The 24,684-nt window shown below is 44.6% G+C and carries 17 protein-coding genes and 2 CRISPR repeat arrays; of the genes, 12 read left to right on the forward strand and 5 right to left on the reverse strand.

Going from position 1 to position 24,684, the window contains the following annotated elements; genetic code table 11:
* Window positions 1-5 precede the first annotated feature (5 nt).
* A CRISPR array of direct repeats spans window positions 6-1,353; the repeat unit is 28 nt; unit sequence GTTCACCGCCACATAGGCGGCTTAGAAA.
* A gap of 115 nt (window positions 1,354-1,468) precedes the next feature.
* Both G517_RS20775 and G517_RS19520 read right to left on the reverse strand, forming a co-directional pair.
* Complete coding sequence (locus G517_RS20775; protein WP_157833207.1) at window positions 1,469-1,633, reverse strand: hypothetical protein; 165 nt, start codon at window positions 1,631-1,633, stop codon at window positions 1,469-1,471.
* A 693-nt stretch (window positions 1,634-2,326) separates the two neighbouring features.
* Window positions 2,327-4,441: a prolyl oligopeptidase family serine peptidase gene (locus G517_RS19520; protein WP_051206478.1), complete on the reverse strand. Its 2,115-nt coding sequence runs from the start codon at window positions 4,439-4,441 to the stop codon at window positions 2,327-2,329.
* Between the two features lie 61 nt (window positions 4,442-4,502).
* On the opposite strand from G517_RS19520, the gene G517_RS0115400 reads away from it, so the two are divergent.
* From G517_RS0115400 to G517_RS0115415, 4 genes are all read left to right on the forward strand, one after another.
* A complete protein-coding gene (locus G517_RS0115400; protein WP_028305143.1) occupies window positions 4,503-4,886 on the forward strand; it encodes a hypothetical protein in 384 nt (127 codons plus the stop codon).
* 207 nt (window positions 4,887-5,093) lie between these two features.
* A complete protein-coding gene (locus G517_RS0115405; RefSeq protein WP_028305144.1) occupies window positions 5,094-5,756 on the forward strand; it encodes a YEATS-associated helix-containing protein in 663 nt (220 codons plus the stop codon).
* Between the two features lie 120 nt (window positions 5,757-5,876).
* On the forward strand, window positions 5,877-7,925 hold the full coding sequence (locus tag G517_RS20310; RefSeq protein WP_051206479.1) for a VWA domain-containing protein: 2,049 nt from the start codon (window positions 5,877-5,879) through the stop codon (window positions 7,923-7,925).
* A gap of 28 nt (window positions 7,926-7,953) precedes the next feature.
* Window positions 7,954-8,751 (forward strand): class II glutamine amidotransferase, encoded by a 798-nt coding sequence (locus tag G517_RS0115415; protein WP_028305145.1) that lies wholly within the window; start codon window positions 7,954-7,956, stop codon window positions 8,749-8,751.
* Here the strand turns inward: G517_RS0115415 and G517_RS0115420 are convergent.
* From G517_RS0115420 to G517_RS0115430, 3 genes are all read right to left on the reverse strand, one after another.
* A complete protein-coding gene (locus tag G517_RS0115420; RefSeq protein ID WP_028305146.1) occupies window positions 8,748-9,365 on the reverse strand; it encodes a hypothetical protein in 618 nt (205 codons plus the stop codon). The genes G517_RS0115415 and G517_RS0115420 overlap by 4 nt on opposite strands.
* 245 nt (window positions 9,366-9,610) lie before the next feature.
* Window positions 9,611-10,582: a cysteine synthase A gene (gene cysK, locus G517_RS0115425; RefSeq protein ID WP_028305147.1), complete on the reverse strand. Its 972-nt coding sequence runs from the start codon at window positions 10,580-10,582 to the stop codon at window positions 9,611-9,613.
* A 201-nt stretch (window positions 10,583-10,783) separates the two neighbouring features.
* Entirely contained in the window at window positions 10,784-12,418 is a 1,635-nt protein-coding gene (locus G517_RS0115430; RefSeq protein ID WP_028305148.1) for a flagellinolysin, read from the reverse strand.
* A 308-nt stretch (window positions 12,419-12,726) separates the two neighbouring features.
* On the opposite strand from G517_RS0115430, the gene G517_RS0115435 reads away from it, so the two are divergent.
* The 8 genes from G517_RS0115435 to cas6f all read left to right on the forward strand — a co-directional run bounded on the left by G517_RS0115435 (window position 12,727) and on the right by cas6f (window position 23,564).
* Window positions 12,727-13,572 carry an AAA family ATPase gene (locus G517_RS0115435; RefSeq protein ID WP_028305149.1) on the forward strand — a complete coding sequence of 282 codons (846 nt, stop codon included), beginning with the start codon at window positions 12,727-12,729 and terminating at the stop codon, window positions 13,570-13,572.
* A gap of 45 nt (window positions 13,573-13,617) precedes the next feature.
* Window positions 13,618-14,802, forward strand: coding sequence for a vWA domain-containing protein (locus G517_RS0115440; RefSeq protein ID WP_028305150.1), 1,185 nt, complete (start codon window positions 13,618-13,620; stop codon window positions 14,800-14,802).
* A gap of 179 nt (window positions 14,803-14,981) precedes the next feature.
* The gene (gene cas1f / locus G517_RS0115445; RefSeq protein ID WP_028305151.1) at window positions 14,982-15,959 is read left to right on the forward strand and encodes a type I-F CRISPR-associated endonuclease Cas1f; all 978 of its coding nucleotides are present in this window, start codon (window positions 14,982-14,984) and stop codon (window positions 15,957-15,959) included.
* On the forward strand, window positions 15,956-19,252 hold the full coding sequence (gene cas3f, locus G517_RS0115450) for a type I-F CRISPR-associated helicase Cas3f (RefSeq protein WP_028305152.1): 3,297 nt from the start codon (window positions 15,956-15,958) through the stop codon (window positions 19,250-19,252). The genes cas1f and cas3f overlap by 4 nt, the downstream gene beginning before the upstream one ends.
* Window positions 19,249-20,736 carry a type I-F CRISPR-associated protein Csy1 gene (locus tag G517_RS0115455; protein ID WP_028305153.1) on the forward strand — a complete coding sequence of 496 codons (1,488 nt, stop codon included), beginning with the start codon at window positions 19,249-19,251 and terminating at the stop codon, window positions 20,734-20,736. Before cas3f ends, G517_RS0115455 begins: the two co-directional genes overlap by 4 nt.
* Window positions 20,733-21,914: a type I-F CRISPR-associated protein Csy2 gene (gene csy2, locus G517_RS0115460; protein WP_028305154.1), complete on the forward strand. Its 1,182-nt coding sequence runs from the start codon at window positions 20,733-20,735 to the stop codon at window positions 21,912-21,914. The genes G517_RS0115455 and csy2 overlap by 4 nt, the downstream gene beginning before the upstream one ends.
* Window positions 21,915-21,932: 18 nt before the next feature.
* A complete protein-coding gene (gene csy3, locus G517_RS0115465; RefSeq protein WP_028305155.1) occupies window positions 21,933-22,913 on the forward strand; it encodes a type I-F CRISPR-associated protein Csy3 in 981 nt (326 codons plus the stop codon).
* Window positions 22,914-22,931: 18 nt separating this feature from the next.
* A complete protein-coding gene (gene cas6f, locus G517_RS0115470) occupies window positions 22,932-23,564 on the forward strand; it encodes a type I-F CRISPR-associated endoribonuclease Cas6/Csy4 (RefSeq protein ID WP_028305156.1) in 633 nt (210 codons plus the stop codon).
* A 128-nt stretch (window positions 23,565-23,692) separates the two neighbouring features.
* Window positions 23,693-24,680: a CRISPR direct-repeat array (repeat unit 28 nt; unit sequence GTTCACCGCCACACAGGCGGCTTAGAAA).
* Window positions 24,681-24,684 lie beyond the last annotated feature (4 nt).

Genomic DNA, 24,684 nt, shown 5'->3' on the forward strand with positions numbered 1-24,684 from the left:
TTGACGTTCACCGCCACATAGGCGGCTTAGAAAGATTTGAGCCACGTCTGACTGATACCACCCCTGTTCACCGCCACATAGGCGGCTTAGAAATATTAGCGTACGTGCTCGATTGGTGGATCTCAGTTCACCGCCACATAGGCGGCTTAGAAAACTCAACCAACCCACCAAATGATCTGATTTGGGTTCACCGCCACATAGGCGGCTTAGAAAGCCGTGGACGGGTAAGGTTTGGCGGAGATCACGTTCACCGCCACATAGGCGGCTTAGAAAATTGTTGCTCGTTGCTCATCCAGCCAGACTCCGTTCACCGCCACATAGGCGGCTTAGAAAGGAATTAGTAACAGCAGAATAAACAGTTAAATGTTCACCGCCACATAGGCGGCTTAGAAAGGTTGGTACATGGGCGAGAGTCCCGCCAAAATGTTCACCGCCACATAGGCGGCTTAGAAAAAATACGCCAGAGATGTCGTAGCCGGAAAGATGTTCACCGCCACATAGGCGGCTTAGAAATTTTGCGAAACACGGCTTAGGCCGTGTCTGCCGTTCACCGCCACATAGGCGGCTTAGAAAGGCAAAAACTCGGCGACTGTCCAACATAGCCAGTTCACCGCCACATAGGCGGCTTAGAAACCCAGTAGGGAGAATCTACTCTGTAAGAACAAGTTCACCGCCACATAGGCGGCTTAGAAATGTTGTGTCAACAGATCGACCCTCATTTGCAAGTTCACCGCCACATAGGCGGCTTAGAAAAACATAGCCAAGAACAAAAAGCCTGCCGCAGAGTTCACCGCCACATAGGCGGCTTAGAAATTTAAATTTTATCTGATACATAGCACGCGGGGGTTCACCGCCACATAGGCGGCTTAGAAAACCTATACTAATTTTCTCATTTTCGACCAGAGGTTCACCGCCACATAGGCGGCTTAGAAAGCCATCAAATTGACTGGTAGAGGGGATTGGAAGTTCACCGCCACATAGGCGGCTTAGAAAGACCTGGACAGTTTTATCTGTTTGTGGATCTCGTTCACCGCCACATAGGCGGCTTAGAAAATAGGGGACAACCCTTTAAGGCTTAAAGTTTAGTTCACCGCCACATAGGCGGCTTAGAAAGTCCTGTCCTCCGGCTGCTTGCAGACGATCAGGTTCACCGCCACATAGGCGGCTTAGAAAATGTACTGGCCGTCGATAATCTGGTCAACGATGTTCACCGCCACATAGGCGGCTTAGAAATGTTGAGTCTCTACGTTCTGAATTTGCTACATGTTCACCGCCACATAGGCGGCTTAGAAAAAGGTGCAGATGTTGCCCGAACAGCTGAAAACGTTCACCGCCACATAGGCGGCTTAGAAAGTTAAATTGTCGGGCTAAAGCCCGACCTACAGGTTTGCCGCCATATAGATGGCTAGAATAAATTTATCTGCGGCTATTGTTTGGGCATTTATTACCGTTGCTGTACAGAAAGGATTCAGGCATATAGCACAATCGTCCCGCCACCTGTGCTACGTGCTGGGTCATTGGTCGGCCTTCGGGAGCCTTCTCTTGCATCGTTATATACCTGAATTGGTGGGGTCAGTGTCGGCTCGCCATCCCCGAATGACTCATCAGCTAAGTCGCTGGACACACCAGGCATATATTGGTCTCCTGACCCCTTGAAAAGTATAGGCACGCTCATCATTGAAATCAATGGCGGCCTGCCGCGCGGGAGGCACCCACGCTAGCCCTCATCAACGCCAAGGCGAAGGGGTCGGTAGCCATACGGATGACAGGCCTGTCTTTATTCTATAGGTAAAATATAACGATTAAAAACGCCTGTTTAAAAACGAAACGGGTACCAAACCTAAGTTAGGCACCCGTATTTGATAGCGTTGACCACGGGGCACGCGCTCCCCGTTAGACCTCATCAATCCCGAAGGAAAGGGCTCGTAAGCGTTACGATGACCAGCGCATTGGGTGAGTATGGATTCTGCAATGTTGAATTTCAATTATTAGAGGTTAAAATTACTGTTGTCGAGAAGGGTGTACGCCGATGGGTAAGGCGGGGTGTGTGGCTTCGGCTACACCCTTTATGTACGGTTCGAGTCCCACCCCCTTCTCGGTATTGATCATTAAAAATATCCTTCTATAAGTTTATACATAACCGTCTGCTTTAGGTTATCTGTCGTAGTAATGCCACAATGCTGAGTGACTGGGTTTAATCCAGCTCCCTTCTATACAGGCTCAGCCCCCATCGGTGGATGACGCGCCAATAACGTTTTTTGCATTCTGGTGATGCCGCTTTTGGCGCTTATCCACCCTACGGGTGTGAGGTGTTTGTAGTGGGTGTTTACTTCTCTTTATTTAGCATCATTAGTGCGACACTAAGAACCTCGGCGGTTTCTCGGTAGCTTTGATCTCGGCCTGATCCGCCGCCGTGGCCGGAGTCCATGCGGGTGCGTAGGTAAACGTTGGCGACGTTGCTGGCTTTTAGTCGCCAGGCCCATTTAGTCGGTTCCCAGTATTGTACTCGTGGGTCGTTGAGTCCGGCTTCTATCCATAAGAAGGGTTGCTGCTGGGGTTGTTGATGTTGCTGCGGTTTTAGGTTGTCCAGTGGGCTGTAGTGGCGTATGCGCCAGTGGGCTTCGGGTTCTTCTGGGTTGCCCCATTCTTCGTATTCGCCAATGGTGAGAGGTAATTCTGGGCGTGACATGGTTCGCAGTACGTCAACAAAGGGGACTTCTGCGATAATGCTGGTGATAAGCTCTGGGCAGCGGTTGTAGAGTGCGCCGAGTACGATACCTGCAGCACTTCCGCCCTGTACGACAAGCTGTTGTGGGCAGGTTATTCCGCGTTTAATCAGGGCGTTAATACTGTGTTCTAGGTCGCGAATGCTGTTCTCTTTGTAGCCCAGTCGGCCTTGATGATACCAGTGCTCACCGCAGTCACCGCCGCCGCGCACATGGGCAACCGCAAAGATGACGCCTCGCTCCATTAAACTCAATCGGCTGGATGAGAACCAAGGGTCCATAGGATCACCATAAGCGCCATACACATAAAGCAGTAGGGGCTGCGGTTGATCGGATTCTAGTAAGTCTTTTTTACCGACAAGGCTTATGGGTATCGGTGTGCCATCCCAGCTTGGAATAAGAATCTGTTTGCTGGTAAACAGCGATAGGTCTGTATTGTTTACCGGAATTTGTCGCAGCATCTCAAGCCGTTGCTCGGCCATTTGGTAACGATAGAGTGTTGGTGGCTGGTTAAAAGATTCCAGTTCTAGACGTACCCAGGAGGTGTTGCTTTTGGGGTTATCTGATAGGTTGATGCTGACCAGTGGGTAAGGCGCTTTAAAGTGATGCTGTAGCTTACCATCCAAGGAATTAATGGAGAGTTCTTGGCTGCCTACGGTATGGTCGCGCTGTAGAATCATAAGATGTTGATCGAACAGCTCAAAGCCTTCAAACGTTTTGTCCGTGCGGGGTGTTTCGATAACCTCCGCTTGGGCAAGAAAGGCCGCTGGGGTTAGCGCTTGACTGAAGGCGTTGAGTGGTAGCCGGTACAGACCAAAGTGGGCTTGTTGTAAATTGCTCCGAATATATAGCTGATCACCTAAGCTGTCGACATGGTATTCATGGCCTTCTTGGCGTTCGATTAAGGCTGTAGGTGTGTTTAGCGGTTTATCCGCAGGCAGGTAATAGTAAGCGGTACTTTGCTTGCTGAGACTTTCGATAAATAGGCTTTTTTGATCTCGACTTTTACTGCAACCGACCCAGTGGCGTGCGTCAGGCTCAGTAAACAGGGTATGCTGTTCGCCGGTTTGAATGTTCAGTGCCATCACTTGCCAAGGACGCTGGGTATCATCGAGGGGAAAGCATAAGAGTAGATTTTGATCTTCTGACCATAGCAAGTCTGAGGCTAAGGGGGGCAGATGATCAAAGGTTTTCAGGTTTTGGCTGTTAAGATCAAGCACACTTAGGCTGTAAATTTCGTCGCCTTCGGTGTCTAAGGTTAAGGCAAGCTGCATCTCATCAGGGGATAGAGCCATATCCCCCAAGTCGAAGTACTCGTAACCCTCTGCCATGATGTTGGTATCCAAATAGCATTCAGCGTTGTCGAGTTTTTCAGGCTGTTGCTTTATGGTATCGGTCAGCGGTGCTCGCCAAAACTGAGGATAGTCTAAGGCTTCTTTTTGACGCACAAAGTAACGGAACTGCTCCAGATCCGATGGATAACTGTCATGATCCAATGGTGTGCGGTGTCTCATCTCTGTGAACAAGGTTTTTTGCAATGTACTGTTAAGTACAGAGTTGGCATCTTGATTGCACTTTTTAAGAAAACGGAGCGTATCGACACTTTTGTTTTCTAACGCGTGCAAAGGGTCCTTGCTTAGGTCACGGGATAAAAAGGGTGGCATTTTGCAAAGTGATGCTGTGCTGAGGTCGTTATTTTGTTTAGCTTGAGACATAATAAGGGCGCTTAAGAATCAGGGTGTTATGCCGTATAACGGCTAAAGGAATTTGACGACTATGGCGTATGAGAACTATCAGGTTTGGAGTTGGGTAATTTATCTATTATCCGCTTTGGTGGTGATGCTTGTCACGCTCAGAATGACTCACAGTTGGCCCGTAACGCTAAAGGGCTTTGTGATAACCTCAGCCACGGTACTGTTTATGGTACCTTGGTACGTTCAGGGAAACGCTGGGCCAATGGCTCCTGCTGTTATTATTACTTTTTTTGAGGCGTTGGGCAGCGATCAAGAAACCTCTTGGTTACGGGCTGGCTTGCCTTTAATGGCGGCTATGGCTGTGGGTTATTTACTGTTTGCGCTTGTATTGTGGTTTAAACGTAGCCAACAATCCACAGCAGAGAGTGTGGCCCGAAGAGCTGAAAGCGATGTATCTGAAAAGTAATATATTTGAATAGAGGCTAGAGGGCATGGTGCGCAATGCGCTTAGCTTAGATAAACCCTTGCACGGGCATGATCTTGTCGATTTTTAAGAGAAACGGTAATGTTTTGCCGCTAAGGCGTTTTGGTTAGCGGTGAAGTAAGCCATACCAGAGGTTAGCCACTATTCTTTAGAGTAGGGGTTAAAAGGAAATCAGTTCAGGAAATCAATATGACCATACACGTCATTATTCTCGTTGTAGTGATGCTTTTTGCAGGTGTTTTTGGTGGTTTAGTTAATTTTTATCTACTGAATCAAAATAGCAAAGACACTATTGCGTTGGCTCGCTCTCTTGTGGTGGGTGTTAGCGCCGCATTTTTAGTCCCTGTCGCACTGGATCTTCTGGGGAGCGATATCGTTGCTCAAAGCCGAGAAGACTCATCTAAGCTGCTGATCTATACCGGTATTTGCCTTATCGCGGCTATTGCTTCGCGCTTGGTGGCGACGAATGCCTTGGATCGCACGATTCAAGCAGCAGAAACGGCCAAAAATGATGCAGAGCAGGTTAAGCAGCAACTTAAGCAGCTACAAGAATCTATTGTGCCACTGCTGGAAACAGAGACAGAGCATGAAGATCAAGCTGAAGTCTCAGCAACAGAGCTGGATACTTTAGATGTTTCCTCTACGGCGGTGCTTAAAAGCTTAGCCAGTGGTCGACATATCTATCGTGCATTGCCAACCCTAAGTGCTGAAACTGAACTTGATGAAACTGACCTACAAAAAAGCCTGGCGGTATTAATCGGCAGAGGTATGGCTGGCCGGGTTAATAGCGGTTGGGGGATGCGTTGGTATGTGACTGAACGTGGTCGTAAGCTGGCTGAATCTATCGTTTAACATTGAGCGGCTGTATTTAGAAAAGCAGTCGCATTTAAAACACGATTGCATATAAAGCCGATTTGTTTTTAAAAGCCCATCAAGTTTCGCTTGATGGGCTTCGTAAGGTAAGGAACCGAAATGCCAGCTTTAGCAGATCATCGAATAGCATCGGTTAGAAAGGCTATCGTCCATGGGTTAAAAACTCTATGGCTGATGGTTTTTGTTCTAACTTCTTTTGCCGTGAATGCCGCCAGTGTAAAACCCGATGTACGGGTACTTATCGACGTTTCCGGTAGTATGAAGCACAACGACCCCAGTAATTTGCGGGTTCCAGCCCTTAATTTGTTAGTTGATCTGTTACCTGAAGGGAGCCGTGCTGGGGTATGGACTTTTGGCACGTACACCAATGAACTGGTTACCCATGAAGGGGTAGATGATAGCTGGCGTCAAGAAGCCCGTAGTAAAAGCCGTGATATTACCTCGTCGGCAATGTTTACGGATATTGAGAATGCGTTAGAGCGCGCGGCTTACGATGAAAAGCGCCCTGATAAAAACTATGATCGGCATATTATTCTTTTGACCGATGGCTTGGTGGATATTTCAGAGTCTCGCGATGAACGCCGTAAGCGTCAAGAAAATAATGAATCAAGAGATCATGTGCAATTTGATCTTTTGCCGCGACTGAAAAAAGCGGGCTATACCATTCATACGGTGGCCTTATCTGATAATGCAGATAAAGACTTGATGCTAAAGCTGGCTCAACGCACTGGTGGTTTGGCTGCGGTTGCTAATAATGCCGAAGAGTTGATGCAGTTATTTGTACAAGCATTGGATCGTACCGCACCGAGTGAGCAGGTTCCTCTTGAGAACAACCGTTTCTTGGTTGATGAAAGCATTAATGAATTTACCGCACTGATTTTCCATAAACCCAGTAGTCAGCGCGTTTTCTTAATCTCGCCGAAAGGTGAGCGTTATACCTCGTTAACCCATCCTGAAAATGTACGCTGGCATTATGAAAGCCGCTACGACTTAATTACTGTTTCAGACCCCGATGATGGCGAGTGGTTGATTGAAACAGAAGTTCATGCGGATAACCGTGTGACCGTGGTATCAGATCTTAGCCTGAACGTAAGCGATGTTCCTGCGACATTATTCCGTGGTTTAAATCTAGATATTCAAGCATCGGTTCAAGAAGAGGGTGAAACCATTACTCGCCCAGAGTTTTTGAAGCTTGTGGCACTTAAGTCGGAGCAATTAGCGGATAACGATAAGGTTCTGCACTCGGAAATAATGACCGAAAAGCCTGGTGATGCCGGTGTTTTTGTTACCAAACTGGGGCCGTTTAACAATACGGGTAACTATCATATTCGCGTGAATTTAGATGGTAAAACCTTCCAACGTTCGGTTTCTCAGCCGGTTTTTGTTCAGGATATTGTCAGTTCCAGTGTTGACTATGATGACGAAAATGAACCGAAACGTATCTTTTTCACTAAGGTGTTACCTGAGCTAAAAGCGAATGATATTGAGATCAACGTTCAGATTGATGGAACATTAAAGCGTGCTCAATTAAGCAGCCAAGAATCTTGGATGCTAGATCTGCCTGAACTGGATCGTGACAAGCGACATGTGATCCGAGTCTTCGCGAAGGGCTCTGTGCAAGATAAAGCCTTTGATATTGAGCTAGATCCTGTTGTTATTCCGTCGTTAAATCCAGATGCAGAAGTGGATATGCTCGACGAATCGAGCGATCTGGACGTCCAGCCGATTAACGATAGCGCCAGCACTGGCGGGTCAGATTCGGGGTCTAACTCCTCTGATTCCAATTCAGGCTCTGGTTCCGCTGATCCTGTTGAAGATAATACGCCTAAGAAACGTATGAACTTGCTTAATCCGAATGATCAACCGTTAGATCCTGGCATGCCCTCTGACACCAATCTGCTTTGGGTCTATCTTGCGGTAGCGTTGGCTAATATCGCGCTGTTCGCGGGAGCTTTCTGGCTGTACAAACGTTTTGTTCAGCGGCGCATGGCTGCCCGTCAGCAAGCTTTAAGCGATAGTAATGATAGCGGTAAGGTTGAGGCGAGCAAGGCTGACGCCAGTAAGACTGAAAGTAATGATGCCAACGATAGCCCGTCTGAAGATGGCAAAACTGAAAGCACTAAGAATGAGGATGACCTGTCCCTATGATCCATCTCCCTAAGAGCGAGACGGCTTAATGTGTGAATTACTCGGCATGAGCGCTAATGTACCCACGGATATTTGCTTTAGCTTTAGCGGATTGGTTAAGCGCGGCGGCGAAACAGGCCCCCACAAGGATGGTTGGGGAATCGCTTTTTACGAAGGACGGGGTTACCGTGAATTTCGTGATCCTAAACCTTCGGTTGATTCTGAAATTGCGAAGCTTATTCAGAACTACCCTATTAAAAGCAAAGCTGTGATCAGCCATATTCGCCAAGCTAATGTGGGTGAGATCTGCCTAGAAAACACACATCCTTTTAGTCGGGAGCTTTGGGGACGTTACTGGAGTTATGCCCATAACGGCCAACTGGAAGATTCAAGCACGCACTTTCCTGCGAGTTTTTATCTTCCAGTGGGAACAACTGATAGCGAACAGGCTTTTTGCTGGCTGTTGGCACAGTTTCGGCTTAACTTTACCGACCAGTGTGCCATTGGCCCTTTAAGTCAGGCCTTGCATCAATGGTGCGAGCAGTTGCGGGCTAAGGGTGTGTTTAATATGCTGCTCTCCAATGGAGAGTATCTCTTTGCCTATTGTTCGACTAAGTTAAGCCGAATCACCCGCGAAGCACCTTTTGGCAAAGCTCAGTTATCGGATATTGAGATGAATGTCGACTTTAAAGAAGAGACGACGCCCCATGATATCGTCACGGTTATTGCAACTCAGCCTCTGACCGATAACGAAGCTTGGGAAAGTATCCAGCCCGGTGAGCTGGTCGTGTTTAAAGAAGGGGTTATCGTGGAGCGGTTTTTTAGCGCCAATGCAGGGGCTGCTTAAGTCAGCGATTCTTTGGAGATAATCGCTAGAATATTTTCATACTTAATATCATTTCCCCACATATCACAGGCATTATTTCGGATTACCGCATGGTCAGTAATCCCCTGTAGCTGGCCTGAGATAAGGTCATACCGATAAACATACTCACCATAAGCAATGGCTAAGCCAAGCTGGCGAACCCAGAAATCACGACCTTCACGGGTCTGGCAGGAGTCGCTGGCAATAATACTATAACGCTCTAGCAGATAGTTACGGAAGACGCTTTCAGTGAATCCCGTTGTCACGGCGTAGTGCTGAACATCTGATGTACGCCAAACCAGAACCTGGGTCAGTGGTTTACCGTTTAGCACCACATCTTCCCAGATATGGCACTTAACGAAGTAGGCAATATCTTTAGTGGTATCGCAGAGCAAAATAATAGAGAAATGATCAGCGTCATCCTCAACTTTTACCAGTCGATAACCCGGAGTCAGAGCTATTTTAGCTGCACGCGCCACATCTTCCAGAGACGCTCTGGATGCGTAATCGGCATAGCATTCAGTATTGGTGGCCTGATCATTCAGCCAGCCAAAATCCTGATCGATTTTGCATTGATTGACATAATTGCGTGGCATGAGAACCCTGTGTAGTTTGTATCTTAAGCCGTGAGTATTAGCTGCATCTAAGTATACACACTCTACTAAAGCCAGCAATGGATATTGCTCAGTATTGATGCCTTGCCATACCTGACAAAACAAATACCCAAAAAGCCTGCTGTTCCCCGTTGATTGAAGTGCCCCTCCTCAATGTTGGTGGGTGTTCAGCTATTAAGAACCCAACTATTGAGGAAGCGCTTCGATTTAAACCAGCTAGCTCATTACTACTGAACCGTTTCGTTTTCGGTAAACATCCCTTCAAACAACGGTGTAGACAGGTAGCGTTCTCCTGAATCCGGCAGAATCACAACGATTGTTTTGTTTGCATTTTCAGGCAGATCCGCTAAGCGCAGTGCAGCGACCATCGCAGCACCACAGGAAATACCGCAGATGATGCCTTCTTTTAGCATCAACTGGCGGGCCATCTCGATCGCTTCATCATTACCTACTTGCTCAACCTGATCGATCAAGGAAAGATCAAGGTTTTTGGGTACAAAGCCTGCGCCAATGCCCTGTATTTTATGAGGAGCGGGTTTCACTTCTTCACTATTAATGGTCTGGCTGATAACCGGAGAGTCAACCGGCTCAACGGCAACCGATGTGATCGCCTTACCTTGAGTGTTTTTAATATAACGTGAAATACCGGTAATGGTGCCACCGGTGCCAACACCTGCAACCAGAATATCAACCTCGCCATCGGTATCCTTCCAGATCTCTGGGCCGGTGGTTTTTTCATGGATCTCTGGGTTAGCTGGGTTCTCAAACTGCTGTGGCATAAAGAAGTGTTCAGGGTTGCTTGCTACAAGCTCTTCTGCCTTGGCAATAGCGCCTTTCATGCCTTTTGCTGGCTCGGTTAGCTCGATATTAGCACCCAGTGCCTTCATCATTTTACGGCGCTCCAGGCTCATGCTGGATGGCATGGTTAGAGTGATTTTATAACCACGGGAGGCAGCCACAAAGCAAAGGGCGATACCGGTATTACCACTGGTCGGCTCTACAATTTCCATACCGGGTTTTAGTACGCCACGTTTTTCTGCATCCCAGATCATATTGGCGCCAATACGGCACTTTACTGAAAACGCTGGGTTACGACTTTCCAGTTTGGCGAACACTTTACCGTGGGTGGTCAAACGGTTGATTTTTACTAGCGGGGTCTCGCCGATGGTTAGCGAATTGTCATCAAAAACCTTGCTCATAAATATTCCTAAATCCTAATCATGATAATCGTAGCAGCCTGCTGAAAACGGAGTAAACCTATTGAGATTTAAAGCGGTTATTAAGGCTGCTATAGCTGTTGTCTAGAGTAGGGCTAGTGCCGAGAAAAATCTATCAGAACGTAATTCAATAATGTTTTAAGCTAAGAACCTAACCGCTTATGCTGTTAGGTTCTTATTGATTTAGCCTAACAGAGACAGGGCGATATTCGGTGTTTGGTTCGCTTGAGCTAGAATTGATGCAGATGCCTGTTGAATAATCTGATTGCGGGTTAGCTCAGAAGTTGTGGTGGCAAATTCTGTATCGGTTATTCGAGCTTTAGAGGCTGTAACATTAACCACGGTATTCGTGTTATTTCGTAGATGGGCATCTAATGCTGCCATGGTGCTACCCAGTTCCGAGCGTACTTCGTGGATATTGGTTAATGCTTTATCAATGATTGCAATGGAACCCCGGGCATTTGCGGAGACATTCACACCGGCTAAACCAAGACGCTCCGCTGTGCCGCCGCGAATCGAAAAAGAGGTACGCTCACCGGCGTTACTGCCCGTTTGCAGTTGGAACGTTTTCTTTTCATCTGGCTTGTAATTGGTTGGCCCCCAGTCTAATTTAAAACCTTCCAGAGGTTGCTCGGCAAAGCTGAAAGAATCACCCACAGCATCGGCTGCATTTTTGATCCCCATTTGGTCAGCGTCAAGGCCTCCCATACCACCGGTATCGGTATTAGACAGATCCATACCGTCTATATAACTTGCACCATCATTTTGTACGCGAGTGGTAAATTCTGCTTCTGTAATCCCGAGTAATTTTTGCAAGCTGCTATCTAAGGTGCTGCCGTCTTTGGTCAGTTCTTGCATCAAGGCTCTCATACCGCCAGAGTGACCGGCTATCTTAAGGTCGTCATGGAGCATTCGAGCGGCGACATAGGCGCGAGAGTAATCGGCACTGTCATCCGCAGCACCATCCCATGCGGCCATCAAGGCGGATGAGCTACCTGCCGCGGTAAGATCCCCTGAAAGCCTGCCGTCTGCACCGTGGATTAGCTCCGCTGTGCCTTCCATAAACCAGGTTGCCGGTGAAGATTTTAATTGATTGCGCATCACTGCATGAACCATCTCATGTTCAATAATACGATCAATCTCACCAATAGAACCTACATTTGGATCATCGAAATCATCCCTATCTAGGGTCATGCTGATGACATTACCTGTGGCTGCGGTGACGAACGCCAAGACATTATTTTCACCATCATAGTTTTCAAGACGCATCTCAAAGGTATCGTTACCATCACCAACGATGCCAAAATAAGCTTTAATATTGGCTTCGGATTGCTCCATCATACCGGTGACTCTAGCGAGAATATCTTGATCCGAATAGGCGGTATAGTTAACGTCAGGCCCTTGCAGCAGAGGTGTATCGCTGCCCATATTAGCGGCTTCAGCAATATTGTTGGCTGAGTTGATCAGCTCTTCAATTTCAAGCTGAGCGCCGTCGCGATCGGCTTGGCTTAACGTGCTGCTCGACATTTGTACGGCGACTTCTCGCATACGAAAGGCGATATTGGTGATTTCACTCATCGCGCTGTCGGCAATTTGTACGGCAGAAAGGCCATCTTGAATATTGCGAGAAGCTTGGTTCATACCGATAATCTGAGTTTCTAACCGACTCGAAACCTGCAATCCAGCGGCGTCATCGCTTGCGCTATTAATTCGACTGCCTGATGAAAGTTGTTCAAAAGATTTATTGATGCGTTCGGTTACGTTAGAAAGGGCACTCACCCCTCTTAAAGCACTAACATTGGTGTTTACAAAAAGCATAGGCAGCCCAGCTATTGGTTTTTATCGTTGTATGAATATGTATGTTGGCTTTCCATGCCGAGGGAAAAATATACCGAGAGAAAAACAAAAGTAATATTCCCACTATATCTGTCGGCATATATTGTTACAACTTGAGCTTTTTTGATTAATTATTGCCGTTATTTTTATCAATGACCTATAAGTCACTCTTACGCTTTTACTCTATAAAAGACCGAGTAAACTAGGCGGAATTACTTTCCTAAGGCTTTTGTTTTGGTTTTCTTAAAGCAATGGCCTTTTAATAACAACAATGAAGAGATTAATCTGATATGAAATTCCAAGGTACTGAGCAATACGTTGCCACCGATGAGTTACAAATGGCGGTTAACGCCTGTATCGCCCTAGAACGACCATTACTAATTAAGGGTGAACCTGGCACTGGTAAGACCATGCTGGCGGAAGAGTTAGCTGATGCCTTGGGTGTGCGTTTAATCCAGTGGCATATCAAATCCACAACCAAGGCCCACCAAGGCTTGTATGAATATGACGCGGTGTCCCGTCTACGTGATTCGCAACTGGGTGATGATCGTGTGCATGATATTAAAAACTACATCAACAAAGGCAAACTATGGGAAGCATTTGAAGCTGACGAACAGGTGGTGCTACTGATTGATGAGATCGACAAAGCCGATATCGAGTTTCCTAATGACCTGCTACTGGAACTGGATAAAATGGAGTTTCATGTTTATGAAACCGGCGAAACCATCAAGGCTAAAAAACGCCCGATTATTCTGATCACCAGTAACAATGAGAAAGAACTGCCGGATGCCTTTTTACGCCGCTGCTTCTTCCACTATATTAACTTTCCTAACAAAGAAACCATGCAGCGTATTGTGGATGTGCATTACCCCAATATTCAGCAGAAATTGGTTTCTGAAGCATTAGAAGTATTTTTTGATCTGCGGGATGTCCGTGGTCTAAAGAAAAAACCGTCGACCTCTGAGCTGATCGATTGGCTAAAACTGCTGATGGCGGATCAAATGAGTTTAGAGATGCTGCAAGAGCGGGATGTCAGTAAGGCGATTCCACCACTTCACGGCGCTTTGGTGAAAAATGAACAGGATGTTTCTCTGCTAGAAAAACTCGCTTTTATGCACCGTCGTCAGTCTCGGTAAAACCTGCCCCGATGCTAATTTAATGCTGACGCTAAGGAGCAGATAATGCTTATCGATTTTTTTAACGACATCCGAAAATCCGGTGTGCCGGTTAGTTTAAGAGAGTTACTGGATCTATTGGCCGCCCTTGAAAAAGGTATCGCTTTTGCCAACGTAGATGATTTTTATCTGCTGGCGCGAACCTGCTTGGTCAAAGATGAAAGCTATTACGATCGCTTCGACCGAGCTTTTGGTGCGTACTTTAATGGTTTAGAAGGGCTGGATGACCTACTTGATGCCTTGATTCCAGAAGAATGGATTCGTAAAGAATTTGAGAAAATGCTCACGCCGGAAGAGCGGGAGAAAATCAAATCCTTAGGCAGCCTGCAAGCGCTATTGGATACCTTCAAAGAGCGCTTAAAAGAACAGCAAAAGCGCCACGCCGGAGGTAATAAATGGGTTGGCACTGGCGGCACATCACCCTTTGGTGCCTATGGCTACAACCCTGAAGGCATACGGATAGGCCAAGATGGCAATCGACATAATCGTGCAGTCAAAGTATGGGATAAACGCCAGTTTCGTAACTTAGATGACAGCGTTGAGCTGGGGACCCGCAATATCAAAGTGGCTCTTAAACGTCTGCGACAGTTTGCCCGCAGTGGCGCTGCCTCAGAATTGGATCTGGATGACACCATACGATCAACGGCTCATAACGGTGGAATGCTGGACTTAAAACTGGTGCCTGAACGCCATAATAGCGTTAAAGTGCTGCTGTTTTTTGATGTGGGCGGCTCTATGGATGGTTATATTAAAACCTGCGAGGAACTGTTTTCTGCCTGCCGTACCGAGTTTAAGCATTTAGAATATTATTACTTCCACAACTTTATTTATGAGTCCGTTTGGCAGAACAATTTAAGGCGCTTTGATGAGCGTATTCCTACCTATGATCTGCTGCATAAATACGGCTCGGACTATAAAGTGATTTTTATTGGTGATGCCTCTATGTCGCCTTATGAGATCGCTATGGCCGGTGGTAGTGTTGAGCATTGGAATGAAGAAAGCGGTGCTGAATGGATGCAGCGGGTCATGAATACGTGGAGTAATATTGTCTGGCTGAACCCCGTACCAGAGAAACACTGGGACTATACTCAGTCCATCGGTATGACTCGCCAATTAGTTCAAGATCGAATGTTTCCCCTAACCTTAGCCGGTGTTACTGAAGCGATGGGGTTGCTAACGAAAAGGCGCTGACACCCTCCTTGTCCTTCATTTTCTGTTCGTCTCTCGTCGTAGAGACGATCCCTTCCGAAATTGTTATTGTGTATTTAAATTAAAGGATTAAAACAGAACCTGCGACACAATTTGTCCCACCTTTGGGGGAGGCTCAAGCAGGACTGTTTTTAGGATAGTAAGCACATAAGGATATCGTTATGGATGACTTCTCACCGTCAGATCTTAAAACCATATTGCACTCCAAACGCGCTAATCTGTATTACCTAGAATACTGCCGCGTGATGCAAAAAGATGGCCGCGTGCTCTACCTCACCGAAGCCAGCAAAGAAAATCTCTATTTTAATATACCCATCGCTAATACCACGGTTTTGCTGCTTGGTAATGGCACGTCTATTACTCAAGCCGCAATGCGAATGTTAGCTCAAGCGGGTGTCTTAGTCGGCTTTTGTGGCGGCGGTGGAACCCCTTTGTATATGGCTTGCGAAGTGGAATGGCTGACACCACAAAGTGAATACCGGCCAACCGAATATCTACAGGGTTGGATGCAGTTCTGGTTTGATGATGAAAAGCGACTCGCCGCCGCCAAGCACTTTCAGCAAGCTAGAATTGAGTACCTGCAAAACGTCTGGCAGAAAGACCGTGATTTGAAGATTGAAGGATTTGCCTTTGACGATAACGCAATACAAAAAGCCCTAACCACCTTTTATACACGCACAGAAGCCGCGACAAAATCCTCAGAGTTGCTACTAACTGAAGCACAGCTTACCAAGGTGCTTTATAAGCACGCGGCTAACAACACCCAACTAACGGATTTTACCCGCCAGCACCAATCCCAAGATAAAGCTAACGACTTTTTAAATCACGGCAACTATCTAGCCTATGGTCTGGCCGCCAGTTGTTTATGGGTTTTAGGCATTCCCCACGGTTTTGCCGTAATGCACGGAAAAACCCGCCGTGGTGCGCTGGTGTTTGATGTAGCGGATCTGATTAAAGATGCCATCGTACTGCCCTGGGCATTCGTCTGCGCTAAAGAGCAAGCCACCGAACAAGAATTCCGCCAGCAGATCTTACAAGCCTTCACCGATCACAAAGCACTGGATTTTATGTTCGATACGGTTAAAGCCGTGGCACTACAGAATATGGACAAGCAGGAGATAGAGGCACAACAGTTATGATGGTCACCTTTGTCTCTCAATGTGAGAAAAAAGCCCTGCCCAGAACCCGACGGGTTCTGGATGCCTTCGCCAACCGCATTGGTGATAACACCTGGCAAACCCTGATCACCGAAGATGGCCTGCTGACTGTTAAAAAAATGCTGCGCCAAACCGCCAGTAAAAGCACCGCCGTCAGCTGCCACTGGGTGCGCTCCCGCTCCCGTAGCCAACTTTTGTGGGTGGTAGGCAATAAACGAAAATTTAACAGCGAAGGCATCGTGCCGGTGAATTATACCGAAGGTGATTTAGCGCAGTTTATAGACAAAGAAAAATGGCAGAACTTGGCCTTAATGAAAAATGCAGTCTCTATTGCGGCGCTTTTTCATGATTTTGGTAAGGCAAATATTTTATTCCAGCAAAAGTTAAAAGGGGAAGGTAAGAATAAATATGAGCCTGTAAGGCATGAATGGGTTTCACTAAGAATTTTTCAGGCATTTGTTGGGGATAAGACAGATGAGCAGTGGTTAATAGCGTTAACTGAAATAGATAAAAATCATAGTGATGATATCTACCAAGACGGTATTAGTGATGGTAGAAATAACCCATTAGCTAATTTACCACCTTTGGCTCAGTTGGTCGGTTGGTTAGTGCTTAGCCACCATAAGTTGCCTTTTGTACCTAGTTGGAAGGAGAACTTAATTCCAGAAACCTTACCAGCAATTCTGCATAAAAATGGAGTCAGTCCGCTAAATAGTTGGTTTGCAGAAGAGTTACAAGTTTTCTGGAACTCTTACAACTTTAAAGACGAAGATAGCCAAAGTTATCTACAAGATAATTGGACGTTTGATGGCGAAGGTTTGCCGTATAAAAGCACTAAGTGGCGACTTAGAGCCATAAAGGCCGCAGATAAAGCACTGCAAAATATCAAACAGTTAGCCGATAAAAGCCTTCTACATGATGAATTATTTACTAGTCATCTTGCTCGTATGGCATTGATGCTTGCAGATCATCATTACTCGGCACAAAAAGAGCCAACCAAAGAATGGCAAAGCCCTAACTATGAAGTTTTTGCTAATACAGACAGGGAAACGAAAGCGTATAAACAACAGCTTGATGAGCATTTAATTGGTGTAGCTAAACACGCGGTAGATATTGTAGGCGCTTTGCCACAACTTAAAAGCAGCTTACAAGCGTTGGAAGATAATAAGTTTTTAAAAAGTAGCAAAGCTGATGATAAATACGCTTGGCAAATAACAGCGCAAAAAGTTGCATTAGAGCTAAGTGAATCCAGTAAGAAACAAGGCTTTTTTGGTATTAATATGGCATCGACAGGTAAGGGGAAAACCCTTGCCAATGCCAAAATCATGTATGCCTTAGCGAATAAAGAGCAAGATTGTCGCTTTACCGTAGCTCTGGGGTTAAGAACGCTCACCTTACAAACAGGCCGAGAATATCGTAAACAGTTGGATTTAACCTCAGAGCAATTAGCGATTGCCGTAGGCGGTTCTGCTTCTAAAGCCTTATTTGAAAATGAGCAAAACAAAAAATTATCTGAAGAAAGCTTCGGGACCGGCAGTGAGTCTGTTGAAGAATTCTTAGATCCAGAACTATATGTTGATTATGACTTATTAGATGCCGAACACAGTTTACATCACTGGACTTGCACTAATCCGCGCATTGAAAAGCTTGTGCAAGCCCCTGCGTTGGTTTGCACTATTGATCATTTAATCCCTGCAACAGATGGAACCAAAGGCGGCAAACAAATTGGTCCGATGTTAAGACTGCTCACTTCTGATTTAGTCATTGATGAACCTGATGATTTCGGTCTAGAAGACTTGCCAGCTTTATGTCGATTGGTTTACTGGGCTGGCATGTTAGGTAGTCGGGTTCTACTTTCTACTGCCACCATGCCACCAGATTTGGCCTTTGCTGCTTTCCAAGCATATCAAGCAGGCTGGGCTGAATATACCAAAGTGAATATTACTGTTTGGAATAAAAACATTAACTGTGCTTGGTTTGATGAGCGTGAAAAGGGCGGCGCTATTAAAGCGGAAGTTCAATATTTTTCTAACTTTAAAGAGCAGCATGAAAAGTATGTTAAAAAACGAGTGGAATATTTAAGTTCAGGCGTAGCAAAGCACAAAGCTGAAATTCTCGATAATTTAACATTAACAGATAATATCTATGTCAATTTTGCTCAAACAATTTTGCAAGGAGCAATGGCGCTACATAACAACAATCATGTAAAGCTAAACGGCAAGCAGGTTTCTATTGGTTTAGTGCGCATGGCTAACATCAAACCAATGGTTGCAGTCGCTAAGGCTTTACTAAACTTATCTGTACCTGAACATACGCACATACATTTATGTGTGTATCACAGCCGTTACCCTTTAGCAGTGCGTTCCCACTTAGAAAGTCAGTTAGACCAAATGTTAAACCGTAAAGAAAACTGGCCACCGCAAAACCTACAAAATTTAATTGAACAAACAACAGCAAAAAACCAACTGTTTATTGTATTAGCTTCGCCTGTAGCAGAGGTTGGACGTGACCACGATTATGATTGGGCAATTATTGAACCTAGCTCTATGCGTTCCATTATTCAGATCGCAGGGCGGCTGCTAAGACATAGAGATCACGTACCTGATCAAGAGAATATTCTACTTATTAATCAAAATATAAAACAGCTTAAAGGCTGTGAGCGCTGTTTTAATAAACCGGGTTTTGAAGTGGAAAACTTAAAGCTTAAGTTAAATGCGCATACGTTAAGGGAAATATTGCAAGAGTCACAATATCAAACCATTAACGCGGTAGAAAGGGTGGTTAAGAGCAAACAGCCACCGCTAGACAATTTGGTGTCACTAGAGCACCAAGCGTTACTTGAAAAGTTATTTAAAAACCCTGATTCAGCCAAACTATGGTGGAAAGAGCAGGCACATTGGTGTGGTGTGTTGCAAAAGCTACAAGTCTTTAGGAAATCAGCTAAAGATGAAGCATTGTTTTTATTCTACAAAAACAATGAATTGACTTGGCAATGGAGAAACGAAGCAGTTTATCCACCAAAAATAGGGGCATTATCAGGAGCAGGAATTTCAATTAAGGAAGGGTCCTCACTTGTACCAGCCGAAGGTTTCAGCTTTTGGTTTGATTTAAACCCACAAAATATATACAGCGAGCTAGCTCATGATTTTAACATCAGTGAAGAAGAAGCTTCTCGGCGTTTTGGTGAGGTAAGGCTAGTTAGTTACAAAAAAAATGACATAAACGAATACAAATACTTTTCTAACTTAGGGGTTTACCAGGAGGTGAAATTATGAAAGAAGACGCGACCGTTGATAGTTGGAAAGCTATTATTTCAAATTTTATTGGGGGCAAGCAGAGTAACGAATTGAGAAGTTATTTGGATAAAATATTTAAAGATTTAAGGAAAAATTATGGGAAATTAGACTTTTTCAATGATGACAACATCAGATTTATTTTTGATGCCAGAAAAAATAAACCTGTAGATGAGAAAAATACGTTTGATTTTGTGGTTGAGCAGCTTCGATCTCTTAATGCATTTAACGACAAACCACCAGGTGTTGATATTTCAAGTTTATTGGAGGGGGTTTTTATAAAAGCTCAAGAGTTTAGTGATAAGTATAATGAAAATAATTGGTTAACTAAGTCTTCAGTTGATGCAAAAAATATTACATTCGGAACACATGTGCCGAAACTAACTCACTCTTCGATTAAAACAAAACCAATTGTAAGTAATAATAATGCAATTAGGGCTGGGTTCCTCACAACATCTTGTTTGACTTCCATAAAGTATGACTCTGTTGCAAGTAATGCATATAGTCAAATCAGGGATTTTTTTAGTTTAGAGTTCGATGGTAAAAAGCTTTACGAAATATTTGAAGATAAAGATAATATTGTTCTAAAACGCTTTTCACATAACGAAAACCAGCTAAAGGAGTGGAATGTTGGATTTTCTAAAGCTATAGATATTAAGGCTTTAGAGATAGATCCATTGCTAAAGCAGGTGTACTTCCCAGCTTATAATGAAGAACATAAATACCACTTATTAGCGCAGATAGAATCATCATCACTATCCGTCGATATACATAATTTAACTGTAAAAAGAATTCAAGAGTTTGAAAGTTTAATGCTCGGTGAGCGATATAGTTTTCCTAAAGCAGCACAAGTATTTGTTACTTCAGGGAATATTTTAAGTCATGGCAATGTGTCGCAATTCAATGCGATTAGGCGTGGAACGAAAAACCTATTTTCTTGCCAACCACCAGTTTGGCATTCACAACTTAAGCCGCCGATTTATAGCAGAAGTTTTTTCTACGAATTATCCAGAAATTATGAAGTTAAAGAAAATATTCAATATTTGGCTGATTTTTTAACTCGATTTGAAAACTTACAACTCAGCATTAAAGACCCTAAACGCATGCGCTGGATTGAAGAGTGGATTGAAAATCTAGCTGATGAGGTGCTGGTTTATGTTAAGTCTATACAAGTCTTGCCAGTAGGCTGGTCTGTTACTGAAGATATTAAATTAAAGCCAGAGCACCAAGTGTTATTAGATTGCTATCGACAAGATGAAGGCTTTTTAGTGATGAAACACAGTAGTGACTGGCAGGCGGTCATTATTCAAGATTTTTCGGCTTGGTTAAATAACCGTTTAACTCAAGCTAATGAAAAATTCACACCACAAGACACACATACCAAGCTCTGGATGAAAATATTCAAAGCTAACTTTAGGGAAGAATTTGATACCAAAGGATTAGCCCCGAAGGAGGGAATAGTATGAGCCAGTACCTATTAATTGAAAGAATTAAGGTGCAAAACGCTAATGCAGTTTCTGGTTTTACTTGGGGGTTTCCAGCAATAACGCATTTTTTAGGCTTTAGCCATAACCTGAATAGAAAGCTTCAGACTAATGGTGAATTAAATAGTTTAACTATAGATGGCTGTATGGTCATAGCGCATGAACAGCATGTTCATGCTTACAAAGATTATGGTGTGACACGGTTTACTCAGTATAAAACTTCTCATCAAAGGGAGGTGAAGTTTGAAAAAGATGGAACCTTAAAAGGAGCTTCAATTATTGAAGAAGCCAAAATGAATATGACGGTTTCTTTGTTAATATCAGTAGATGGTTACTTAGGTGGTTTACAAGAAACACTGATTGAGTTTATTAAGAATGAGTGCCATTTACAGCGTTTGGCGGGTGGGACTATATTGGCTATAGCAAATGTAGACATTATTGATTTGGCTAAAGAAGAGCAAATTAAAAGTATTAGAAGAAAGCTATTACCAGGTTTTGTTTTGCAAGAAAGATCTGACTATTTAGCTGAACATTTTGAAAAGCTTAAAGAAAGTAATCCCAAGGCAGAGCTACTTGATGCATGGTTTGATTTTATTGCTTTGAAGCAAATGGCAAGACCAGCCTGTGAATTGCTAGATAATTACTTGGCTAATCAAGCGGAAAAATCCCCATCGCTTACAACGTTGAATGACATTTGGCTAGAGCATAAAAGCCAGCCCTATCAAAAAGAAAATATACCTAATGAGTTAATTACTTACTTTGCCGAGTTGCAGGAAAATATTAGCCCTAAAATTTTAATTCAATGGCAAAGTTACTTAGAGCCAAATGAAAAAACGGCGGCTAATTGGGAGTACGTAAAAAAACCACAAGCGGGTTATTTGGTTCCAATAATGACAGGTTACAAAGCCATTACTGACGTTTACCCTGCAGGTGATATTGATGGTGCAAGGGATTCTGAAACAGACCTATGTTTTGTCGAATCCGTACATTCTGTTGGTGAGTGGCAAAGTGTACATCGCTTAAAAAGCCAAGAGCAATGGGAGGTCAGTGTATGGAAGTATGCACCTTATGAAAAAGATTGGTATTTGTGCCAGCAAGTGACAGTAACAGAAAATCAAGCATTATCCATCGAATCAACAACTGACGAAATTTATTATTAAATCAAATAGGAAATAACTATGACTATTGAATTACCAAGCATGCTAGCTTTTGAACGCAAACTTGAAACTTCTGACGCTTTAATGTTTTCAGGTGAATGGGAAAATATTACATCTGCTGAAAAATGGCAGGATATTTCAATTACCAAGCGCTGGAATAGGTCAACGCAAAGTGCTTTTGGTACAGTAGATGATAAAAAAGTACAACCTAATCCTGTATCGCAAGGTGCGGAAGACGCAAATCTACCTTTAAATCACGACACCTTAAAAGTAAGTTTTAGCATGCGTGTAGTGGGAAACCTTGGTGTCCCTTTTGGTTGTAACTCTCCTAGATTTAGTGATGCAATTAAATCTAAAACAGCGGGTTTTAAGCAAAGTGAAGGTATTAATACTTTAGCTTATCGTTACGCTTATAACATAGCTAATGGCCGTTTCTTATGGCGTAACCGTGTTGGTGCAGAAGAAATAACGATTATTGTTAAGGTAGGGAGTAGCTCTTTTAAATTTAATGCTTATGACTTTTCTTTAAATGAGTTTGAAAAATCTAGCAACAATGCTGATTTACAGAAGCTGGCAGCAATCATTGCTGAAGGGTTAAAAGGAGATCAACAAAGCTTTGTACTTGTTGAGGTGGATTCTTTTGTTAAACTAGGCCATCAGCAGCATGTGTTCCCCTCACAAGAAATGAATATGGGTGAAAAGGGCAAAGTCTTGTTTAAACTTGAAGGCTGCGCCGCTATCCATAATGTAAAAATCGGTAACGCTATTCGCACGATCGATACTTGGTATAACCGTTATGAAGAACAAGGGCAGCCTGTTGCTATTGAACCTTTTGGTGCGGTTACCCAAATTGGTGATGCTTTCCGTAAAAACAAAAAAGAAGGCGACTTGTATTCGTTATTGGTTGACTGGGTCAATGGTAGTGAATTACTACCAGAGCAACAAATGTATGTTACTGCTAACTTAATTCGTGGCGGTGTATTTAGTAAATCAGCGAAGTAAGGGTAGTGAGAGGTGACAATGAACTACTACCAAGATATCACCCTGCTGCCGGATGCAGATATTACACTGGATTTCCTCTGGCAGAAAATCTATCAGCAAGTGCATATCGCCTTAGTGGAGCAGAAGGTGGATGCACAGCATAGTGCTATAGCGATCAGCTTTCCGGCTTATGGCGGTAAAGGCTTTCCTTTGGGTAATAAACTGAGGGTGTTGGCTAAAGAAAAAGAGCAACTGGAAGCATTAAATCTGGCGGGATTTCTGAGTCGGTTTGAGGATTACACACATCTTAAATCAATACAGCCAGTGCCAGAGGGCGCACCTCTTGTTGCGTTTGTGCGCAAGAAAGTAAAAGGGCAGGCTTGTATCGAAAAAGATATGCAGGCTAAAGCGGAGCTTTGGGCAAAACAATCAGGGCAAAGCATTGCAGACTGCCTGAAACAGCTTGAAAAAACCAAGCCAAAGGCAGAATCAAAAGCGCCTTTTATTTGGATGGAAAGCCAAGAAACCAAAGCGAGGAATCCCGAGGGAGCCGCCAAGTTTCCGCTGTTTATTGAGCGAATAAAGATCAGTAACGCCCAAGAGGGGCTTTTTAACTGCTACGGCCTAAGTGCCTTCAGTGGGGATAAAGCTTCCACTGTTCCTGATTTTTAACCAAAAAAAACGCTCTTTAAAAATAGGCAATAAAAACAAGTAGTTACAGCAAGGCTAAAAATAAAGGTATTTATTGGTATTTTTATCTAAGTCTTTGTTGTAACTATTTTTTATGGTAATTTTTTACTGTTCACCGCCACACAGGCGGCTTAGAAATAACATGGCTGCTCTCTGAAATGGCCGGAATGGTTCACCGCCACACAGGCGGCTTAGAAAATAAGGCGAGGCGAGAGGTTGTTGAGTCGGATGTTCACCGCCACACAGGCGGCTTAGAAAAACAATTTTCATCCGGCCTCTCTGTTGTATAAGTTCACCGCCACACAGGCGGCTTAGAAATAAATATCACACTGCCCCATTGCTGGGGCAGTGTTCACCGCCACACAGGCGGCTTAGAAAGGCTCTGGGGCAGTGTCAGGCGCTCCGTATTCGTTCACCGCCACACAGGCGGCTTAGAAAGATTTAAAGCAGCGTCCTGCGTTTTCGCAGCCGTTCACCGCCACACAGGCGGCTTAGAAATTTTGCTTTCCCAGAGGCTTGCAAGGCTTGCAGTTCACCGCCACACAGGCGGCTTAGAAACCTCAATCGTCATCGCATCGGGGTCAGAAAATGTTCACCGCCACACAGGCGGCTTAGAAATCGTCGCCATCCAGCGCCCATACCAGCTTGGGGTTCACCGCCACACAGGCGGCTTAGAAAAGCCCCAGCTGCCAACAAATCCTGCAAGAAATGTTCACCGCCACACAGGCGGCTTAGAAAGTTGCAGGCGCAAAGCTGCTGCTTCGATTTCTGTTCACCGCCACACAGGCGGCTTAGAAATATTTGTATCACAGCACCACTAGATACCGCTAGTTCACCGCCACACAGGCGGCTTAGAAACAGTGGTTGCATATCCGTTTAGTAAACCTGATGTTCACCGCCACACAGGCGGCTTAGAAAACCTCCCGCACCTGCGTCGTCAAAACAGACACGTTCACCGCCACACAGGCGGCTTAGAAAGATGAGGTATTAAAATGATGTTTCATACCAGTGTTCACCGCCACACAGGCGGCTTAGAAAATAAGGCGAGGCGAGAGAAGGAAAGAGCTATGGTTCACCGCCACACAGGCGGCTTAGAAAAACA

The sequence above is a fragment of the Oceanospirillum maris DSM 6286 genome, assembly GCF_000422865.1.
Lineage (GTDB): Bacteria > Pseudomonadota > Gammaproteobacteria > Pseudomonadales > Halomonadaceae > Oceanospirillum > Oceanospirillum maris.

Bases quoted from the DNA above. Each gene is read 5' to 3' on its own strand.
- G517_RS20775 (WP_157833207.1), bottom strand. From the start codon at position 1,633: ATGCCTGGTGTGTCCAGCGACTTAGCTGATGAGTCATTCGGGGATGGC.
- G517_RS19520 (WP_051206478.1), bottom strand. From the start codon at position 4,441: ATGTCTCAAGCTAAACAAAATAACGACCTCAGCACAGCATCACTTTGC.
- G517_RS0115400 (WP_028305143.1), top strand. From the start codon at position 4,503: ATGGCGTATGAGAACTATCAGGTTTGGAGTTGGGTAATTTATCTATTA.
- G517_RS0115405 (WP_028305144.1), top strand. From the start codon at position 5,094: ATGACCATACACGTCATTATTCTCGTTGTAGTGATGCTTTTTGCAGGT.
- G517_RS20310 (WP_051206479.1), top strand. From the start codon at position 5,877: ATGCCAGCTTTAGCAGATCATCGAATAGCATCGGTTAGAAAGGCTATC.
- G517_RS0115415 (WP_028305145.1), top strand. From the start codon at position 7,954: ATGTGTGAATTACTCGGCATGAGCGCTAATGTACCCACGGATATTTGC.
- G517_RS0115420 (WP_028305146.1), bottom strand. From the start codon at position 9,365: ATGCCACGCAATTATGTCAATCAATGCAAAATCGATCAGGATTTTGGC.
- cysK (WP_028305147.1), bottom strand. From the start codon at position 10,582: ATGAGCAAGGTTTTTGATGACAATTCGCTAACCATCGGCGAGACCCCG.
- G517_RS0115430 (WP_028305148.1), bottom strand. From the start codon at position 12,418: ATGCTTTTTGTAAACACCAATGTTAGTGCTTTAAGAGGGGTGAGTGCC.
- G517_RS0115435 (WP_028305149.1), top strand. From the start codon at position 12,727: ATGAAATTCCAAGGTACTGAGCAATACGTTGCCACCGATGAGTTACAA.
- G517_RS0115440 (WP_028305150.1), top strand. From the start codon at position 13,618: ATGCTTATCGATTTTTTTAACGACATCCGAAAATCCGGTGTGCCGGTT.
- cas1f (WP_028305151.1), top strand. From the start codon at position 14,982: ATGGATGACTTCTCACCGTCAGATCTTAAAACCATATTGCACTCCAAA.
- cas3f (WP_028305152.1), top strand. From the start codon at position 15,956: ATGATGGTCACCTTTGTCTCTCAATGTGAGAAAAAAGCCCTGCCCAGA.
- G517_RS0115455 (WP_028305153.1), top strand. From the start codon at position 19,249: ATGAAAGAAGACGCGACCGTTGATAGTTGGAAAGCTATTATTTCAAAT.
- csy2 (WP_028305154.1), top strand. From the start codon at position 20,733: ATGAGCCAGTACCTATTAATTGAAAGAATTAAGGTGCAAAACGCTAAT.
- csy3 (WP_028305155.1), top strand. From the start codon at position 21,933: ATGACTATTGAATTACCAAGCATGCTAGCTTTTGAACGCAAACTTGAA.
- cas6f (WP_028305156.1), top strand. From the start codon at position 22,932: ATGAACTACTACCAAGATATCACCCTGCTGCCGGATGCAGATATTACA.